Source organism: Mycobacterium sp. IDUB_28, from assembly GCF_055419285.1.
In genome coordinates, this window is the sequence record NZ_JBVAXK010000001.1 from 645,367 (window position 1) to 661,413 (window position 16,047).

The following is a 16,047-nucleotide window of genomic DNA, read 5'->3' on the forward strand; positions in this document are numbered from 1 at the left end:
TTTTCGTGGCGTCGAACGCCAGGCGGGGACCATCGTCCCCGCGTCCCCGTCTCGCGCGGGTTCATCGACCCTCCCTCAAATGCGCCACCTCGCCCGCGTTTCCGTGGTGCTCAATCGCCCTTAACGCCACATCTCCGACGCTCACCAGAAGGTCTAGCGCGGGACGCACAACGCTGCGATCTTGACTTCGGAACCTCTTGCTCAACCGATTGAATGGTTGGTCGTTCTCCACGCGCAGCTTCTCGCGGATGCCTTCGGCCAGACGTGCGATCTTCCGGTCGCGCAGCACGTCCTCTTTCACGACCTCACGCACGGCATCACTTCGCCCACGCGCTTCGGCAACCTTGGTCTCGTTCGAGCGCATCGCCGCCAGCACAGTCGCCCGCGTCGAATTCGACACCGCGAGCACAGTTCCCGCGAGTTTCCAGTCGTCCTCGTTGATTTCGTCGGTGCGACCGTTGAGCCACATGAGCCCCGCCGCGACCTTCAACCGCGCCAGCATCGCGTGCGAGTCCAGCGGATTGATGCTCATGTCGCCGCGCCGCTTCGCCAAGTGCTCCGCGCGAATCTCCTCCACCACGCTCGGCGGCAGATCCAGAACGTGAAAGGCGCTCCGCTGGGCAGGCTCGTCCAGCCGAAAGCCATCGCGCACGACCGCGAACTTCAAACGCGGCTGCTCACCTTGATCATCTTCGGCGGGTTCATCATGTTCGGCGGGTTCGGCAAATTCGTCGTCTCTGATCCCATCCGCCGACGAGTTCTCAGCGGGTCTGGCCGTCGGCCACGCGGGCAACGAAAAGGGCTCGGGTGCTTCGACCAAGTCATCAGTCGCATCAGGGTCCGTCGTGGGCAGCCAAAGAAACCGTTGCGGCGTGCCGCCGTCCGCGTCACTCAACAGTGATGCTCCTCGGCCCGGTTGCACACCGACGACCATCGTCATCCGGTAGCGGTGTGCCATGATCGCGACCGCCTTCTCAGCGTCGGCATACCCGAAGCCCAACCGCTCCCCCATCCACGCCTTGCGGAGTTCGGGGATCAACGTCGCCCCGTTCCGGCCCGCGAGCGCGTTGAGGGTGTCGACTTCTGCGATGGTGAAGAGGACGGCGTTGCGGACGTTGACCTGTTCCGGCGGTTGGCCTTTACCGGGGCGACGCTTATACGCATACTGCTTCAGCAGGCCCTCGCCGCTCCCCGGCGTCGCCTCCCACACATTCGTCGCCATGTCCAGAAATGCCTCGGCGACGGCCTCGGATGCTCCCTTGCCATAACCCGACGGGGCCACCAGTGCGACAAACAGATTGAAGCTCGCGTGGTCTCCCACCGTCGGCGGCAGGACCACATTCGGCGGCATCGTCGCGATCACCCGCGCCAAGACGGCGCCCAGCGTCGACCACGGCCCCGTCAACCGCGATCGGGCAAATTGCTGCAGCCGTGTGAGTTCCGGCCGCGCCGCCCAGAACGCCGTCAAATCGTCAACGGTCACGCCGGTATCACCCTGGGTGTCTAGCCGTGCCGCCCAACCGTCGCAGTCGAACTTGCGAGGGTCGACTGCGCACGAATCGTCGGGCACGTAGTCCCGGTAGGCGGGTTGGATCTTGTCGAGCGCTCCGGCGATGCTGCGGCCCATCTCCGCGCTCAGCGTCTCCACGTCGCGCTTCCCCGCCGCAGCGGGCCAACCGGCTGCTGTGACCTCATCGAGCGCGGCTTCGACGCCCGCGTGACCCTCGGCGGCCAACTTCAGTAGTCGCCAGTGGGCTTGTGTCAGCACATCGTGACTACTCGAACTGGTTTCGATTCCCGCTACCAACTCATCGGCGGCGGCTCGCATCACCGAGCACATCTCGTCGCCGTAACCGGGACGTGCCTCCAACCACTCCCACAACTCGCCGTCGGTCAGCCCGCTGATCGGGTCATCGCTTTCGCCCATCCCGCCGTGCGTGAGATGGGTGAACCACGCCTCCGGCAATACCGCTATCCGGTCCACACTCGGCATCCCGTCCTCGAACCGTTCCAACGAGTCCGGTCCCGCGTCCGCGAACTTCGACGGGGCACCCCAACCCCACTCGTACATGGCCGGCTGGCCGCCGACGCCCGGCGCATCCGGGTTGGTGCTGGGGTGAACCACCATGTACCGGTGGCGCTTCTGGATCACCTCAATCGAGTCAGCGGCTTTTCCGGCGAACCGATATCCCTGCGGCACCAAGTAGACGGCGATGCTGCTGCCGGTGCCGAATCTGGCCCCGCTCAACACGGTCGCGGGCAATTGGCCTAGCTGCAGTTCCAACTCGCACAACTGCTCCGCGCCGCGCTTCTCGCAGTCACCTTTGGAGTAGTTGTCGACGTCGATGCCGACCAGTTCCCACCCGTCGACATTGTTACCCGCGTAGATCGGCGTCCGATCGTCCCGATTGTTCAAGAACTCGCGCGGCACCTCCGCCAGGCGCAGCGCAATATTGCCGCGCGGTCGCTGACCGACCCATTCGGCAACCTGGTCGTCGGTTGGGTGGGGTCTGCCCCCTCCTGTGAAACCCGCTGGCGGTGAGGCCTTCTGGCCGTTGGGAAGCGGCAGTGTCCCGAGAAGTCCACGTGCACGGTACTTCTCGGCAGCACCTCCAAAAGGGCGCTCGGCGGGTATAGTCACTATCGCTCCTGTTCTTCGTCGTCAGGTGTTGAAGTCGCCGCTAGTCACCCGCCAGATCGGCTAGCGGCATTCAACGTTTATTGGCTTGCGGCGGCAGTTTTCGGCACGCGATACGCACCGGCCTGCTTGCGCGACTTGATCCAGTCCCAGCCATCCTGTCTCGAATACAGGTTGGAATTGCCGAGCCGCGTCGGCTCAATCTCACGACGCAGGACAGCATGCTTGACAGCGCGACGAGTAACGGGAATTCCCTCGTCATAGTGAAGCCATTCCCAGAGCTCTTGCTCGGTCATGGTCGGCTTTTCGAACTCTTCCATGGACGCATCCCAACGACGACAATCAATGGTTTGGTTTGAGCGCCCACGTCCAATCCCCGGTTTAAATAGAAGCGCGGCTTCCGGGGGGCGGGTCGGACCTCACGGCCCTACACGATTAGGGAGCTTACCCGAACTTCCGCCGTCGCGCCGACGCATTTACGACGCACTTCTTACGACAATTTCGTTGCGCCGCAAATAGTTCGGTGGCAACCGAACCAAAACCTTTAGACAACCTATGGACCAAATGCCTTTCTGACCACGCGCCTGCTTGGTGGGTCAGACCGGGCCAAAAGTCCACGCAACAAATTCTCGGCGCACCTACACCCAGGCGGCAGGGTTCACGTGGGGCTCAGGGTTAGGCATGATCACCGATCGACGAGGTAGGTCGGCGCGAGCGTTGATGATGGCGGTCTTGTAGTTGTTGGCGGCGATCTTGCCGGCCAGGGCCTCACACTCCCGGCAGCAACGGAACAGCAGGACCAGCGTGCCCCGCGTAGCCGGCATCGCTCGGGTCGGCCCAGCGCACGCCTTCGCCAACCGCACCGAGCACGCCCGGTCACAGTCGCCGGTGCAGCCGTGGTTCGCGCAGTCGAAGTAGTCGGGCAGGCGGTTACCGTACATGCGCACGAAGTAGCCGACCGGCCTGCCTTCGCGGTTGAGGTTATCGAGCCAGCGGTCCCGGATCACCTCAACGTGGTTCGTTCCGACAGCCCACACACGGACAACACCTTGCTCATGCGAGGCTTGAGGGTCCCAATCGTCGTCATGGGCGTCGGCGTGCAGGTCGCCGCCCTCGCCGAACCGGGCATAGAACTCTGCGACTGCCTCGTCGGCTCGCTGGGCCAGGGCCGGTACCCGCGCCGGATCGAATAGGACCGCTGCAACCTTCGCCGCTTCTGGCCAAGCCCGCTGCGCCAAGTCCTCGGCCCGGTTGATCGCGCGGACCTGCGTGCTGACGCGGGGGTCCATCGGGTGCAGGTTGTCCTCTGGTTGCCAGCGGAACGCATCGCCGATCATGATGTCGCCTCGTCAGATAGCCGCATGATCCAGTCGAACAGGCTTTGCGTTGAGAAGAAGAGCGCTCCAGACATCGTACAGGGAACCTCGCCTTTGGCGACAGCGGTCCGCACGTAGTTCAACCGCACCGGCACCCCGAGCACGTCGTTGAGCCACCGGTGCGCAGCGGCGCGGCCCCGGATCGTCGGCACATCCGACAAGACCACGCCGGGCGGTGGTTCATGGGTTAGTGGTATCAATCTAGCCATTGCAGCATCTCTCTAATCAGTTTACTGGCAGCATATTTCGCCGTACGACCGATTTTAGTCTTTAGTCGACTCGATCCGCCAAGCTTTAGATTCTGCTTAACCACGAGCCGCCGCGATTATGCCAGCGCATCCCTAATTGTTTCTCCAACAAAGGCTTTCCTCCGTACCCTCGCCGGTAAGTGCGAGCACAGGAGGCAAGGCAATATGGGCACGAAGCAGCTTTTCCGCATATGGGGCGGCGCTGGCGGTAAAGGCGGAATCAGCACGAGCGGCGACGTGCTCGTCAACAAGACAGCCGACGGCGTAGACCTGAATGAAATCTGGGCGGAGATTCAAGATGTGTTGCGGCTCTGGAACACCGAGCGCAAGCAGATCACCGACCTATTGACGTTCCGCACGGTCCATGTTGCGGACGTCGTTCCGCAGAGTTGGACCACAGACAAATTCGAGCTCGCGACTGAAATAGGCTTGCCACGTGCCATTAGGCCGCCCGCCGATTATTTGAGACTCGGATACCCATTCCACGACCACGATTTGCGAACCTCGTTCACTTGGAAATTCTTGAGAAATGCCACGGCCGAGCAGGTTACTGCCCATGTGACCCGCGCCCTCGAAGCAGACGTGTCGCTGTGCACCAACAGCGTCATGAATCGAATTTTCAACCCCCAGACACGCGTAAACGACTGGGGAAACACCGTGTACGGCTTGTGGAACGCTGACTCGATGATCCCACCGCCGTTTATGGGGAAAACCTTCGCAGGCGATCACACCCATTTTTTGGCCTCAGCCTCAACAACTCTCGACAGCACACACATCGAAGCGTTGATTAATCACGTGACTGAGCACGGCTACGGGCGGCGTTACGGCACAACGATGTTGATCTTGCTCAACGATGTGGACTTTGAGCTCTCGCGGATCTCCGCGTGGCGCGCCGGGGAGCAATACCGCACCAGCGGGCCGGAACCGAAGTGGGACTTCATTCCGAGCACGCTGATGCCGGCATGGATCAGTGACGAAACTGTGCACGGCAGCGTCCCCGAACCCAAATTCAACAACTTGGACGTGTGGGGCAGCTACGGCAATGCCCTGGTCATCAAAAGCCTGTACGTTCCAGCGGGTTACGTGGCGGTCATTGCGACCGGCGGACCCAACAGCACCCTCAACCCAGTCGGATTTCGGGAACATGTCGACCCGGATTATCAAGGGTTACTTCATATTCCGGGTCGCGGCCCGTATCCGCTGCAAGATTCCTTTTACATCCGGTCATTCGGCGTCGGCGTTCGCCACCGGGCCGCAGCGGTCGTCGCGCAGATCACCGCCAGCAGTTCCTACACCCCGCCGACCTTCGATTTGCCGTAGGGACTGCGCCGTGAGCCAATACATTCGCAACCCTGAGCCCTACCGGGACCCACCGCCCTACCCACCGCTGAATCAACGCCGGTCACAAGACCCACTGCTGCTCGCCCGTGACCAAGGCGGCGACCTCAGTAGTGAGTTCGGGTTCGGGCCGGGACCGGTCGCCCCGCATCTCAACGGCCGGCCACCGTCAGAGGGTGGGATCTACCGGCCTAGGGCTCCACGCGTCGACCCACCGCCCAGCGGCGTCGGCGCTCCCCGACCACACCCGCGCTCGCGCACCGAGGCACGCGGCTACCCCGGCGACCGGGTAGCGCGGTAAGCGGGAGCCCGAATGACCACCCGCATGTGCCTACGGCCAAACGAGGCCGTACGGCGGCACACCCCCTAGTCGGCCCGGTCGCGGGCGGGACGTCCTTCCGGCCCGCGACCGGCTGCCCCACCCGAGAGGACCACGACGATGGCCACGAAGAAGCAATCCGCCGCCCGCGCGAAGTTCGCCAAGCAGGCCCGCGCCAAGGGTGCAACGAAGGTCGGCCGCCGGGCGAAGAGCAAGGCTGCGCCCAAGAAGAAGCGCGGCCGGTAGTTGTGCACGGCGTGCACAAGAACCCCGTCAGTAGAAGTACACGGTCTGCTTCTCTTGGCGTGGTGTGTTCCCTTCGATCCATCGCATTGTGATGTTGGCTTGCCTGGGCGATTGCCAGAACAAAATCAACGGCCACTGCGCTTCCGACAGCGGAAGCAGGTTCACGGGCTCGCCGTCATAGTCGAGGAGATATGGATCGCTGCCATCGCCCCGGGCACCCTCGACCTCCAACACGAGCTGATCTGCGCCTACGGCTGCACTCTTGTTCTCGGCCACCAGCTGTTTGTTTCCCTTGTCGTATGTCAGCCGAGGCATGGCGTGCTCCTCCGGGGCTGAGATGGGCAGCGGTGTTACCCCGAGGTCCATCTGAGTGAGGTCGTGCTCAATGGCTTCGCGGACCTGGTGGCCGAGGTCGATTGGGTCGGCGTACACGCCCAACAACCCTTTCGATTCCATCTCCTTGCGAAACTTGTTAAGCCGCGCAAGCTCTTTGGGGTCGGTGTTTCGGCTTATCGGCTCGTCCGAAAAGTAGACATGCACGGGCTTGCCAGCCTCGGTGGTCCGCTCGATCTCATGCGCGGTGCCGCTCACCGCATCCTCGGTCGCCTGGCCCAGGCGGCTATCGAACACGGCGATGACGATGTCGGCGCTGTCCACCAGTTGGGAGTCGATGACGCTCTGTGCGCCCGTGGCGTTGACCAGCGGCACAGCGTCCGATTTCCAATGACGCGGAAGCAGGATCACGCCTACCGTTTCGGCGCGCCGCCCGTTCCAGCTGTGGATGCTCTTCGTGATCGCATCGACCTCTTCGCCGGTATCTCCCGGCGTGGCGATCAACACCTTCAGTACAGTTGCAGGGAACAATCTGATCAGTTTCCTTCTGATGTTCGGTTGAGCGTGGGTAGTGCGTGCAGGCGCTACCGGACTCGATCACATGTTCGATCGGGTCGATCCCAGTATGACTCCGCCCACCGACAACTCCCTGCTGCGACACGCCGGTCGCGTCCCAGATTCTGGCGCAAAATCTGCTTTGATAGATGACCCCGTGTGACGCGAGTGGCTCACGAGGCCAGTGTGGCTACTGACGCACGAAGTGCCTCGCCCGGGGCGTGCTTTTCACCTCCGCGCCGGGGTGACGCCGGGGTGAAGTACCCGCGTGTGTTCGCTGGTATGCGTCTAGCAGGTCTTTTGCGGTGGGGCGGGTGGGGCTCGAACCCACGACCAACGGATTATGAGTCCGCGGCTCTAACCGACTGAGCTACCGCCCCTGCGAAGCACGACCACCCTAGCGCGGCAACAGCCCCCACCAAGCAACAGCCAGTCACTCCAGAGGCCGCAGCCGGAACACCCGAATCTCCCGCGGCGCCGCCTTCTCCCGGTACGCCTCGTACCCGGCGTAGAAGTCCACCGCGGTCTCCCACGCGGCTTCCCGCTCGGCACCCGTCAGCAACTCAGCGCGATACCGCCGCGGCGGCCCCTTGTACTCGACCGTGCACTCGGGATTCGCCTTCAGATTGGCACTCCACCCCGGATGCTTCGGTCCGCCATAGTTCGAGCCGATCGCCAGCAGGCCGTCCGCATCCTCGACCAGCACCAGCGGCGTCGCCCGCCGCTGCCCGGTCTTGGCGCCAACAGAAACCACTAGCCCCGCCCGGTCCAACCCCGCCGAGCTCAGCCGGCCGTTGGTCCGGGGAATCAGCACCTTGTCGATATGCGGCGCCAGATGCACCGCGAGCTGATAACCCACAGCACTCATCGCCAGGCGCTCGCCGAGCGCCTCATGGAAGCGCAACCGCCGCCCGCGAACCCGACTCTCTCGCCGAAAAGACACGGCTAGACCGTACCCAGGAACGCCGCCATCAACCTTGCTCCTTCTTCGCACGCTCGCGCCGCGCTTCCCACGTGTGCTGCGGATATTCGTCCTGCACATGGGTATCGCGGTGCTCGCCAGGACACATCCACTGCCGGTCCATCCGGTCGCCGTTACCGGATACATCGATGACCTGATACTCGGCGTCGGCACGGCACCGCAGGCAATAGCTGTGCCCGGTTTCCAGGATCTCCCCGATCACCCCACGCTCCCATCAGTAGACATAGACAACCGCCCCATTTCCACCGTTGCACACCACCAGCGACCCGTTCGCCGCACACGTCATCGTGTAGCGCTGGCCGGTCACCGGGCTGACCGCCTCGACCTGCCTGGGAGCCGAACCGGCAGGACCACCCGCGCCATACGCCGCCCGCACCGCCTCGGCGAACGGACACGTGGTGTCACCGGACCCGACCGCGGAGTGCGCGAACCCGCCGGCCGGCCCGGACGTCGACGGGCACGCCGTCGCCCCGGGCGGCAACGCAACCGGCGAAGGCGAAGCCCCCTCATCCAGCGTCCACCGCCCACATCCCTGCGTCCGGAACCCCGCGTCCGTCGGCGCGATCTTCACCGTTTGCGGCAGAATTCCCGCACCGTTGACGATGATGTCGGCGGTCTGTCCCCCGAACCCGCGCAGCCGCTCCCAATAGCAGGACTCGCCACCCGGCGACCGATACGTCCCGGCCTGCAGATCGACGCCCATCCGGAAGGTGCCGTCCCCCGGCAGACTGCGACCGGCGGGCGTCGTCGTCGTGGTCGTCGAAGACGTCGACGTGCCCGACGACGACGGCGGGATCGACACCGTCGTGCCCGGATAGATCGGCTCGAGATGAGACGTCGCGGTGTCGTGCGGCGCAACTGGAGGCCGGGCCGACGTGCCCCCGCCGGAACAGCCGCTCACCACGCATACCAGCGCCAGCGCGAAAACCGTCCGCCTCACCACGATCTCAGCTGAACACCGTTTGGCCATCAACATCGATCAGGTACCGCTCGGTGCCGGACTCCACCCGCGCCGCGTCCGCGCCCAACGACACCGCAATCTTGTTGCTCGAGTTGCGCATGATGTCGAAGGTCAACTCCACAGCCTCGGCCTCGCTAAACCAAGAGCGCACCTCGGCGGCATCGTCGACGGCGAGGTGCGCAGGGGTCCAAATTAACGCATCCGTATAGCGCAGCGCTGCTTTTGTGCGTGCGTCCAGCACCGCGGACTTCTCGAACCGCGCAAGCTCGTCGTACAGCGTCTCCGAACCGCCGGCATCCAGGGCGTTGCCCTCGCGCAACGACTTGCACAGCCGGCAGTTGTGCGCACCAGCCACCCGCAACCGCACCAGCTCCGAAGTCACCGGATCCAGCGCCCGCAGCCGCGCCACCGCCGGCGCGAACTCGCCCAGCAACACCGCGGACGGGTCGCTGTCGTGGTCCCACACCACCGGCTGACCGACCCAGCCCAGATACTCCGACCCGACGTCCAACGCTTCCAACCCGGCCCGCACCCGCGGCACGAAGTCGGCAATGAAGATCGAGACAACGGTTCGAAAAGCCCTGTCCCCCAGGTTCTTCAGCAACTGCGAGCGTTGTTCAACGGTGATCACCGAGACGTCGACGCTGAATTGCTCGGCGAACGCCGCGACCACCGCGTCCGCCTCGGAGACTCCGTCATCATCCGGGCCCGACGGCAGCGGCGGCAAACCCAACGCCTGCGCGCACACCCGTCGCACCATCCCGGCCAGGCGCCCGTCCCCGGCCGACAGCGCGACGAACCGCGCCAAAAAGTCAGCATCCAGGCCGGTCATAGCCCAACGCTACTGCGCCCGACTCACCGACGACATATGAAAGTCCGGGATCCGCAACGACGGCATCGCCGCCCGCGTCGCCCAGTCACCCCATTCCCGCGGCAACGTCTTCTCGCTGACCCCGGCCTCGGTCGCGCGCCGCAACAGGTCCAGCGGGCTCTCGTTGAACCGGAAATTGTTGACCGCGCCGGTCACCTCGCCGTCCTCGATCAGATACACCCCGTCCCGGGTCAGGCCCGTCAACAGCAACAACGTCGGGTCGACCTCGCGGATATACCACAGCGTGGTCAGCAGCAACCCGCGCTCGGTGGACGCGATCATGTCGGCCAACTCGTTGGTGCCACCGGTCATGACCAGGTTGTCGGCGGCCACCGCCACCGGGGCGTCGTAGCGGGCGGCGGTCGCCCGCGGATAGGCCAGCGCGTTGATCACGCCGTCGCGAATCCAGTCGACCTGCCCGATCTCCATGCCGTTGTCGAACACCGACGCTGTCTCCGAGGAACTGCTCACCGCCACGAACGGCGTGCACACCAGGCCCGGGGCCATCGGATCGGAGAACAACGTCAGCGGCAGCGAGGTGAGCCGCTCCCCCACCCGCGTCCCACCGCCGGGCGCCGACAACGCGGTGCGCCCTTCCTGCGCGCCACGCCCGGCCATCGTCCAGGCCAGATAGATCATCATGTCGGCCACCGTCGACGGCGGCATCAACGTCTCGTACCGGCCGGCGGGCAGCTCCACGGTTCGCGACGACCAATCCAGCCGCGTCGACAGATCGGACAGTAGCGAATCAATAGGCACGTCAACGAAATCCGGGGTTCCGACGCCCGCCCAGGCGCTGGCATCGCCCCGCTTGGCGTTGAGTTCGATCGCCCCGGTCGGCAGCGTGTAGCGCCGCCGCAGTCCCGTCGAGGACGCCAGGAACGTCGTCGAAAGACTGTGGTGCGCATAGCCGTACAGCTTGTCGCGGCCCCGGAACACCTTGCTCAACGGGCCGGCGATCCCGGTGAACACCCCCACCCCGGTGCCGGGCACCGGCGCATCCCAATCCGCGGGTTCCCCGGTGTCGGCGAGCAGCGGCGCGGCGTCCCCGGCCTCCGGCGCCGAACGCGCGGCGTCCTGCGAGGACACCACCAGCCCGGGCAGCACCGACGGGTCCGCCTCCCCGGAGACCACGGAGCCGACGTAGGCGCTGTCTCCTTTGCGCACAATCGAAATCACCGTCACGCTGCGCTGAACGGCGACGCCGTTGGTGGTCATCGTGTTATTCGCCCAGCGCAGGTTTGCCTCGACCTTGTCGGTCACCAACACCATGGTCTCGTCGGCCCGGCCGTTCTTGGCGGCCTCGTCCAGGACGATGTTCACGACGTGCTGAGGTGTGATCATCGGCCGCCCTCGGTCCGGGTGTTGAGCACATTGATGCCGCGGAACAGCGCCGACGGACATCCGTGGCTGACCGCGGCGATCTGACCGGGCTGAGCCTTGCCGCAGTTGAGCGCGCCACCGAGCCGCCAGGTCGAGCGGCCACCGACTGCTTCCATCGAGTTCCAGAAGTCAGTGGTGGTCGCCTGGTACGCGACGTCGCGCAGCTGCCCGTACAGGGCACCGTCGCGAATCCGGTAGAAACGCTGCCCGGTGAACTGAAAGTTGTAGCGCTGCATGTCGATTGACCAGGATTTGTCGCCGACGATGTAGATCCCGTCGTCGATGCGGGAGATCAGGTCTGCGGTGGACAGATCCTCCGGGCCAGGCTGCAACGACACGTTGGCCATCCGCTGGATCGGCACGTGGTGTGCGGAGTCGGCGTACGAGCAGCCGTTGGAGCGCTGCTCGCCCAGCCGCGGAGCGAACACCCGGTCCAGCTGGTAGCCCACGAACACCCCGTCGCGCACCAGATCCCAGCTCTGCGCGGCCACGCCTTCGTCGTCGAAACCGACAGTGGCCAAGCCGTGTTCGACGGTACGGTCGGCGGTCACATTCATCACTGACGAGCCGTACTGCATGCTGCCGAGTTTGTCGGGGGTGGCGAACGAGGTACCGGCGTAGGCGGCCTCGTAGCCGATAGCCCGGTCGTATTCGGTTGCGTGCCCGATGGATTCGTGGATGGTGAGCCACAGGTTGGTCGGATCGATCACGAGATCGGTGGGCCCGGGCATCACCGACGGCGCGTGCACCTTCTCATAAAGCAGGTCGGGCAGCTCGGCGAGCTCGGCGCTCCAATTGAACACCTCGTCGGTGGCGACGGCCTCCCAGCCGCGCGCCGTCGGCGGTGCCAAGGTACGCATCGAGTCGAACCCGCCCGCCTTCGCGTCGATGCTGACCGCCTCCAGCGACGGCTGCAGCCGCACCCGCTGCTGGGTGATCGAGGAGCCGAACGTGTCGGCGTAGAAGGTCTGCTCCTTGACCGCGGTCAGGCTGGCCGACACGTGGTCGACACCGTCGGCGTCCAGCAACCGTCCCGAGTAGTCCTGCAACACCCCGATCTTCTCCGACGAGGGCACGCCGAACGGGTCGATCTGATAGTCCGACGTCCAGCTGACGTCGGCGTACACCGGCTCCGCCGCCAACCGGACCTGCTCGGTGTTCAGCGCAGCCAGTACCGTCGCCACCTGCACCGCGTGCCGTGCGGTGCGGGCCGCCGCGTCGGGCACCAGCTCGGAATGCGAGGCGAACCCCCAGGTGCCGGCCACGATCACCCGCACCGCCAGCCCGACCTCGCGGCTGAGCACCGCCGTCTCCAACTCGCCGTCGCGCAGCTGGATGCTTTCGGTGCTGATGCGGTGTATCCGCAGGTCTGCATAACTGGCCCCGGCCGCTCGGGCCGCCGACAACGCGGCGTCCGCCAACTGGTGGCGCGGCAGGTCCAGGAAGTCGGCATCGATCCCCCGGTTCGGTGTCACGGGTCCACCGTATCGACCGGCTTTAATACATTCATGTCAGACTCGCCGCGCCGTTCCACCGCGCTGGCGTACGCCCTGTTGGCGCCCAGCCTGTTCGGCGTGATCGCCTTCCTGCTGCTGCCGATCCTGGTGGTGGTGTGGCTCAGTCTGTACCGGTGGGACCTGCTGGGGCCACTGCATTATGTGGGCTTCGCCAACTGGCGTTCGGTGCTGCACGACGGCGACTTCGCCGACTCGCTGGTGGTCACCGCCATCTTCGTGGCGATCGTGGTGCCGGCACAGACGGTGTTGGGGCTGATCGCCGCGATGATGCTGGCCCGGGAATTGCCCGGCACCGGGCTGTTCCGCACCCTGTATGTGCTGCCGTGGATCTGCGCGCCGTTGGCGATCGCGGTGATGTGGCGCTGGATCCTGGCACCGACCGACGGCGCGGTCAGCACCCTGCTGGGCCGGCGCATCGAATGGCTGACCAACCCCGACCTGGCGCTGCCGGTGGTGTCGGCGGTGGTTATCTGGACCAACGTCGGCTACGTCTCGTTGTCGTTCCTGGCCGGCCTGCTGGCGATCCCGGAGGACATTCACCGTGCGGCGCGCACCGACGGCGCCAACGCCTGGCAGCGGTTCTGGCGCATCACGCTGCCGATGCTGCGACCCACCACGTTCTTCGTGCTGGTGACCGGGATCGTCAGCACCGCACAGGTTTTCGACACCGTCTATGCGCTGACCGGCGGTGGGCCGGAAGGCAGCACCGACCTGGTCGCGCATCAGATCTACGCTGAGGCGTTCGGTGCGGCCGCGATCGGGCGGGCCGCGGTGATGGCGGTCGTGCTGTTCGTCATCCTGGTCGGCGTCACGTTTGTCCAGCACATGTATTTCCGCAAGCGGATCACCTATGAACTCACGTAACGCGCTGATCTACGTCGGCCTGATTTTCGGCGCGGTGATCACTTTGGCGCCGTTCGCCCTGGGCTTGCTGACGTCGTTCACCTCGGCACACCAGTTCGCGACCGGATCGCCGCTGCAGTGGCCGGAGCCGTTCACGGTGTCCAACTACACCGACCTGGTGGGCAGCGGGTTCGGCCGGGCGGCGGCAGTGACCGCGTTGATGACGGCGCTGATCCTGTTGGGACAGTTGAGTTTCTCGGTGCTGGCCGGCTACGCGTTCGCACGGTTGCACTTCCCCGGCCGCGACGGGTTGTTCTGGGTGTACGTCGCGACGCTGATGGTGCCGGGCACCGTGACGGTGGTGCCGCTGTATTTGATGATGGCCCAGCTCGGGTTGCGGAACACGTTCTGGGCGTTGGTGATTCCGTTCATGTTCGGCTCGCCGTATGCCATCTTCCTGCTGCGCGAGCACTTTCGGCTGATCCCCGACGATCTGATCAACGCCGCGTCGTTGGACGGTGCCAACACTCTGGACGTGCTGGTGCACGTGATCCTGCCGTCTTCCAAGCCGGTGCTGGCCGCGTTGACGATGATCACCGTGGTCTCCCAGTGGAACAACTTCATGTGGCCGTTGGTGATCACCAGCGGGCGCAAGTGGCGGGTGCTGACGGTGGCCACCGCGGATCTGCAGTCCCGGTACAACTCGCAGTGGACGCTGGTGATGGCGGCGACGACGGTGGCGATCGTGCCGCTGATCGCGCTGTTCGTGGTATTCCAGCGTCACATTGTCTCGTCGATCCTGGTGTCGGGTCTGAAGTGAAGCGGCTGCGGTTCTCCACTCTGTTCGCCGGTTCGTTGCTGTTGGTGGTGGCGCTGCTGTTGACGACGGCGGTGATGATGGGGCGCTCGAGCGACGACGGCAAGATCGTGGTCACCGTGCGATTGTGGGCCGAGCCGATCGCGCGGGCGTATCGGGATTCGTTCGCCGCGTTCAGCCGGGCCCACCCCGACATCGAGGTGCGCCTGGACATGGTGGCGTTCTCCAACTACTTCGACACCCTGCGCACGGACGTGGCCGGCGGTAGTGCCGACGACATCTTCTGGATCTCCAACGCCTACCTCGACGCCTACGCCGACAGCGGTCGGCTGATCCGGATCGGCGAGCCTGCTGCGGACTGGGAACGCTCGGTGGTCACCCAGTTCACCCACAGCGGGTCGTTGTGGGCGGTGCCGCAGCTGACCGACGCGGGAATCGCGGTGTTCTACAACGCCGACCTGCTGGCCGCCGCCGGTGTCGATCCCGCGGAACTTTCCGACATGCGCTGGAGTCCCGGTAGTGACGACACGCTGCGGCCGCTACTGGCCCGGCTCACCATCGACGCCGACGGGCATCGCGCCGACGCACCGGATTTCGAGTTCCGCCGGGTCCGCCAGTGGGGGTACAACGCCGCCAACGACCCGCAGGGCATTTACCTCAACTACATCGGATCCAACGGCGGGGTGTTCCAGCGCGGCAACGAGTTCGCGTTCGACAATCCCGAAGCCTCGGCAGCATTCGGTTACCTCGTCGGCCTGATCAACCACGACCACGTCGCGCCACCGGCGTCGGACACCAACGACAACGGCGACTTCTCGCTCAACCAGTTCCTGGCCGGCAAGATGGCGCTGTTCCAGTCCGGCACCTACAGCCTGGCCGCGGTGTCCCGCGACGCCACCTTCCGGTGGGGTATCGCGCTGCTGCCGACCGGTCCGCGCGGCCGGGTGAGTGTCACCAATGGCATTGCCGCAGCCGGTAATTCGGCGTCCAAGCATCCCGATGCCGTACGTCAGGTGCTGGCCTGGATGGGTAGCGCCGAGGGGAATGCGTACCTGGGACGCGAGGGTGCGGCCATCCCGGCGGTGCTGTCGGCCCAGCCGGGCTACTTCGCCTACTGGAAAGCCAGGGGCGTGGACGTGGCGCCGTTCTTCACGGTGCTCGACGGGCCGCGCATCCCGGCCCCCGGCGGGGCCGGGTTCGCTGCCGGCAACGAGGCGCTCCAGCCGTACTTCGACGACATGTACTTGGGCCGCGGCGATATCGCGACGACGTTGCAGCAGGCGCAGGTGGCGGCTAATGCCGCAGCCCGGCGTTAACTCCGCCGCACCTGACTGTGCGTCGACGCCGGGCACAAAGAGGCCAAGAACGGCGGGCGGGACCACATGCGCCTCATCCGTCACGAGCCCGGAATGGTTACTTGAAAGCCCGCCTCCGAGCGACTTTCTCACCGTGCGCGACTTTTGACCGAGCCGGCAGGGCAGCGTTGTAGAGGGTGCTAGCCGAGACGGATGCTGCAGAACATCGCTGCGGCAAGGAAAGTCGCGCGTAGGTGAGAAAGTCGCTACGAGCCGGGCACGGAAACATCGGCCGCCGGACGGGGGACCGTCGTCAACGGACACC

The 16,047-nt window shown here is 65.2% G+C and carries 16 protein-coding genes and 1 tRNA gene; 5 read left to right on the forward strand and 12 right to left on the reverse strand.

What is annotated here, in order from left to right; genetic code table 11:
* Positions 1-61 precede the first annotated feature (61 nt).
* From ACZYZ9_RS03020 to ACZYZ9_RS03035, 4 genes are all read right to left on the reverse strand, one after another.
* Positions 62-2,641, reverse strand: a complete 2,580-nt coding sequence (locus ACZYZ9_RS03020) for a bifunctional DNA primase/polymerase (protein ID WP_463824707.1) — start codon at positions 2,639-2,641, stop codon at positions 62-64.
* Positions 2,642-2,718: 77 nt separating this feature from the next.
* Complete coding sequence (locus tag ACZYZ9_RS03025; RefSeq protein ID WP_463824708.1) at positions 2,719-2,958, reverse strand: hypothetical protein; 240 nt, start codon at positions 2,956-2,958, stop codon at positions 2,719-2,721.
* Positions 2,959-3,276: 318 nt separating this feature from the next.
* Positions 3,277-3,975 carry a hypothetical protein gene (locus ACZYZ9_RS03030; RefSeq protein ID WP_463824709.1) on the reverse strand — a complete coding sequence of 233 codons (699 nt, stop codon included), beginning with the start codon at positions 3,973-3,975 and terminating at the stop codon, positions 3,277-3,279.
* Positions 3,972-4,223, reverse strand: coding sequence for a hypothetical protein (locus ACZYZ9_RS03035; protein WP_463824710.1), 252 nt, complete (start codon positions 4,221-4,223; stop codon positions 3,972-3,974). Before ACZYZ9_RS03035 ends, ACZYZ9_RS03030 begins: the two co-directional genes overlap by 4 nt.
* 204 nt (positions 4,224-4,427) lie before the next feature.
* Between ACZYZ9_RS03035 and ACZYZ9_RS03040 the strand changes: the two genes are divergently transcribed.
* Together ACZYZ9_RS03040 and ACZYZ9_RS03045 are read left to right on the forward strand one after the other, a co-directional pair.
* Complete coding sequence (locus ACZYZ9_RS03040; protein WP_463824711.1) at positions 4,428-5,582, forward strand: hypothetical protein; 1,155 nt, start codon at positions 4,428-4,430, stop codon at positions 5,580-5,582.
* A gap of 457 nt (positions 5,583-6,039) precedes the next feature.
* Positions 6,040-6,165 (forward strand): hypothetical protein, encoded by a 126-nt coding sequence (locus ACZYZ9_RS03045; RefSeq protein ID WP_463824712.1) that lies wholly within the window; start codon positions 6,040-6,042, stop codon positions 6,163-6,165.
* Positions 6,166-6,192: 27 nt separating this feature from the next.
* On the opposite strand, the gene ACZYZ9_RS03050 is transcribed toward ACZYZ9_RS03045, so the two are convergent.
* The 8 genes from ACZYZ9_RS03050 to ACZYZ9_RS03085 form a co-directional block, all read right to left on the reverse strand.
* Positions 6,193-7,005, reverse strand: coding sequence for a hypothetical protein (locus ACZYZ9_RS03050; RefSeq protein WP_463824713.1), 813 nt, complete (start codon positions 7,003-7,005; stop codon positions 6,193-6,195).
* Positions 7,006-7,359: 354 nt separating this feature from the next.
* Positions 7,360-7,433 (reverse strand) — tRNA-Ile (locus tag ACZYZ9_RS03055).
* Positions 7,434-7,486: 53 nt separating this feature from the next.
* Positions 7,487-7,996, reverse strand: a complete 510-nt coding sequence (locus ACZYZ9_RS03060; RefSeq protein ID WP_463824714.1) for a nitroreductase family deazaflavin-dependent oxidoreductase — start codon at positions 7,994-7,996, stop codon at positions 7,487-7,489.
* Between the two features lie 28 nt (positions 7,997-8,024).
* Complete coding sequence (locus tag ACZYZ9_RS03065; RefSeq protein WP_463824715.1) at positions 8,025-8,237, reverse strand: hypothetical protein; 213 nt, start codon at positions 8,235-8,237, stop codon at positions 8,025-8,027.
* Positions 8,238-8,249: 12 nt separating this feature from the next.
* A complete protein-coding gene (locus tag ACZYZ9_RS03070; RefSeq protein WP_463824716.1) occupies positions 8,250-8,975 on the reverse strand; it encodes a hypothetical protein in 726 nt (241 codons plus the stop codon).
* A 7-nt stretch (positions 8,976-8,982) separates the two neighbouring features.
* Positions 8,983-9,828, reverse strand: a complete 846-nt coding sequence (locus ACZYZ9_RS03075; RefSeq protein ID WP_463824717.1) for a carboxymuconolactone decarboxylase family protein — start codon at positions 9,826-9,828, stop codon at positions 8,983-8,985.
* Between the two features lie 9 nt (positions 9,829-9,837).
* Complete coding sequence (locus ACZYZ9_RS03080) at positions 9,838-11,211, reverse strand: metallopeptidase TldD-related protein (protein WP_463824718.1); 1,374 nt, start codon at positions 11,209-11,211, stop codon at positions 9,838-9,840.
* A complete protein-coding gene (locus tag ACZYZ9_RS03085; protein WP_463824719.1) occupies positions 11,208-12,725 on the reverse strand; it encodes a TldD/PmbA family protein in 1,518 nt (505 codons plus the stop codon). Before ACZYZ9_RS03085 ends, ACZYZ9_RS03080 begins: the two co-directional genes overlap by 4 nt.
* A 33-nt stretch (positions 12,726-12,758) precedes the next feature.
* Between ACZYZ9_RS03085 and ACZYZ9_RS03090 the strand changes: the two genes are divergently transcribed.
* Genes ACZYZ9_RS03090 through ACZYZ9_RS03100 form a run of 3 tightly spaced genes read left to right on the forward strand, consistent with a single transcriptional unit; the run spans position 12,759 to position 15,743 of the window.
* Positions 12,759-13,631: a carbohydrate ABC transporter permease gene (locus ACZYZ9_RS03090; protein WP_463824720.1), complete on the forward strand. Its 873-nt coding sequence runs from the start codon at positions 12,759-12,761 to the stop codon at positions 13,629-13,631.
* Positions 13,618-14,430, forward strand: coding sequence for a carbohydrate ABC transporter permease (locus ACZYZ9_RS03095; protein ID WP_463824721.1), 813 nt, complete (start codon positions 13,618-13,620; stop codon positions 14,428-14,430). The genes ACZYZ9_RS03090 and ACZYZ9_RS03095 overlap by 14 nt, the downstream gene beginning before the upstream one ends.
* Positions 14,427-15,743 (forward strand): extracellular solute-binding protein, encoded by a 1,317-nt coding sequence (locus ACZYZ9_RS03100; protein WP_463824722.1) that lies wholly within the window; start codon positions 14,427-14,429, stop codon positions 15,741-15,743. Before ACZYZ9_RS03095 ends, ACZYZ9_RS03100 begins: the two co-directional genes overlap by 4 nt.
* Positions 15,744-16,047 lie beyond the last annotated feature (304 nt).

Excerpts from the sequence above, each read along its gene's own strand:
- ACZYZ9_RS03025 (WP_463824708.1), bottom strand. The coding sequence starts at position 2,958 with ATGGAAGAGTTCGAAAAGCCGACCATGACCGAGCAAGAGCTCTGGGAA.
- ACZYZ9_RS03030 (WP_463824709.1), bottom strand. The coding sequence starts at position 3,975 with ATGATCGGCGATGCGTTCCGCTGGCAACCAGAGGACAACCTGCACCCG.
- ACZYZ9_RS03035 (WP_463824710.1), bottom strand. The coding sequence starts at position 4,223 with ATGGCTAGATTGATACCACTAACCCATGAACCACCGCCCGGCGTGGTC.
- ACZYZ9_RS03040 (WP_463824711.1), top strand. The coding sequence starts at position 4,428 with ATGGGCACGAAGCAGCTTTTCCGCATATGGGGCGGCGCTGGCGGTAAA.
- ACZYZ9_RS03045 (WP_463824712.1), top strand. The coding sequence starts at position 6,040 with ATGGCCACGAAGAAGCAATCCGCCGCCCGCGCGAAGTTCGCCAAGCAG.
- ACZYZ9_RS03075 (WP_463824717.1), bottom strand. The coding sequence starts at position 9,828 with ATGACCGGCCTGGATGCTGACTTTTTGGCGCGGTTCGTCGCGCTGTCG.
- ACZYZ9_RS03080 (WP_463824718.1), bottom strand. The coding sequence starts at position 11,211 with ATGATCACACCTCAGCACGTCGTGAACATCGTCCTGGACGAGGCCGCC.
- ACZYZ9_RS03090 (WP_463824720.1), top strand. The coding sequence starts at position 12,759 with ATGTCAGACTCGCCGCGCCGTTCCACCGCGCTGGCGTACGCCCTGTTG.
- ACZYZ9_RS03095 (WP_463824721.1), top strand. The coding sequence starts at position 13,618 with ATGAACTCACGTAACGCGCTGATCTACGTCGGCCTGATTTTCGGCGCG.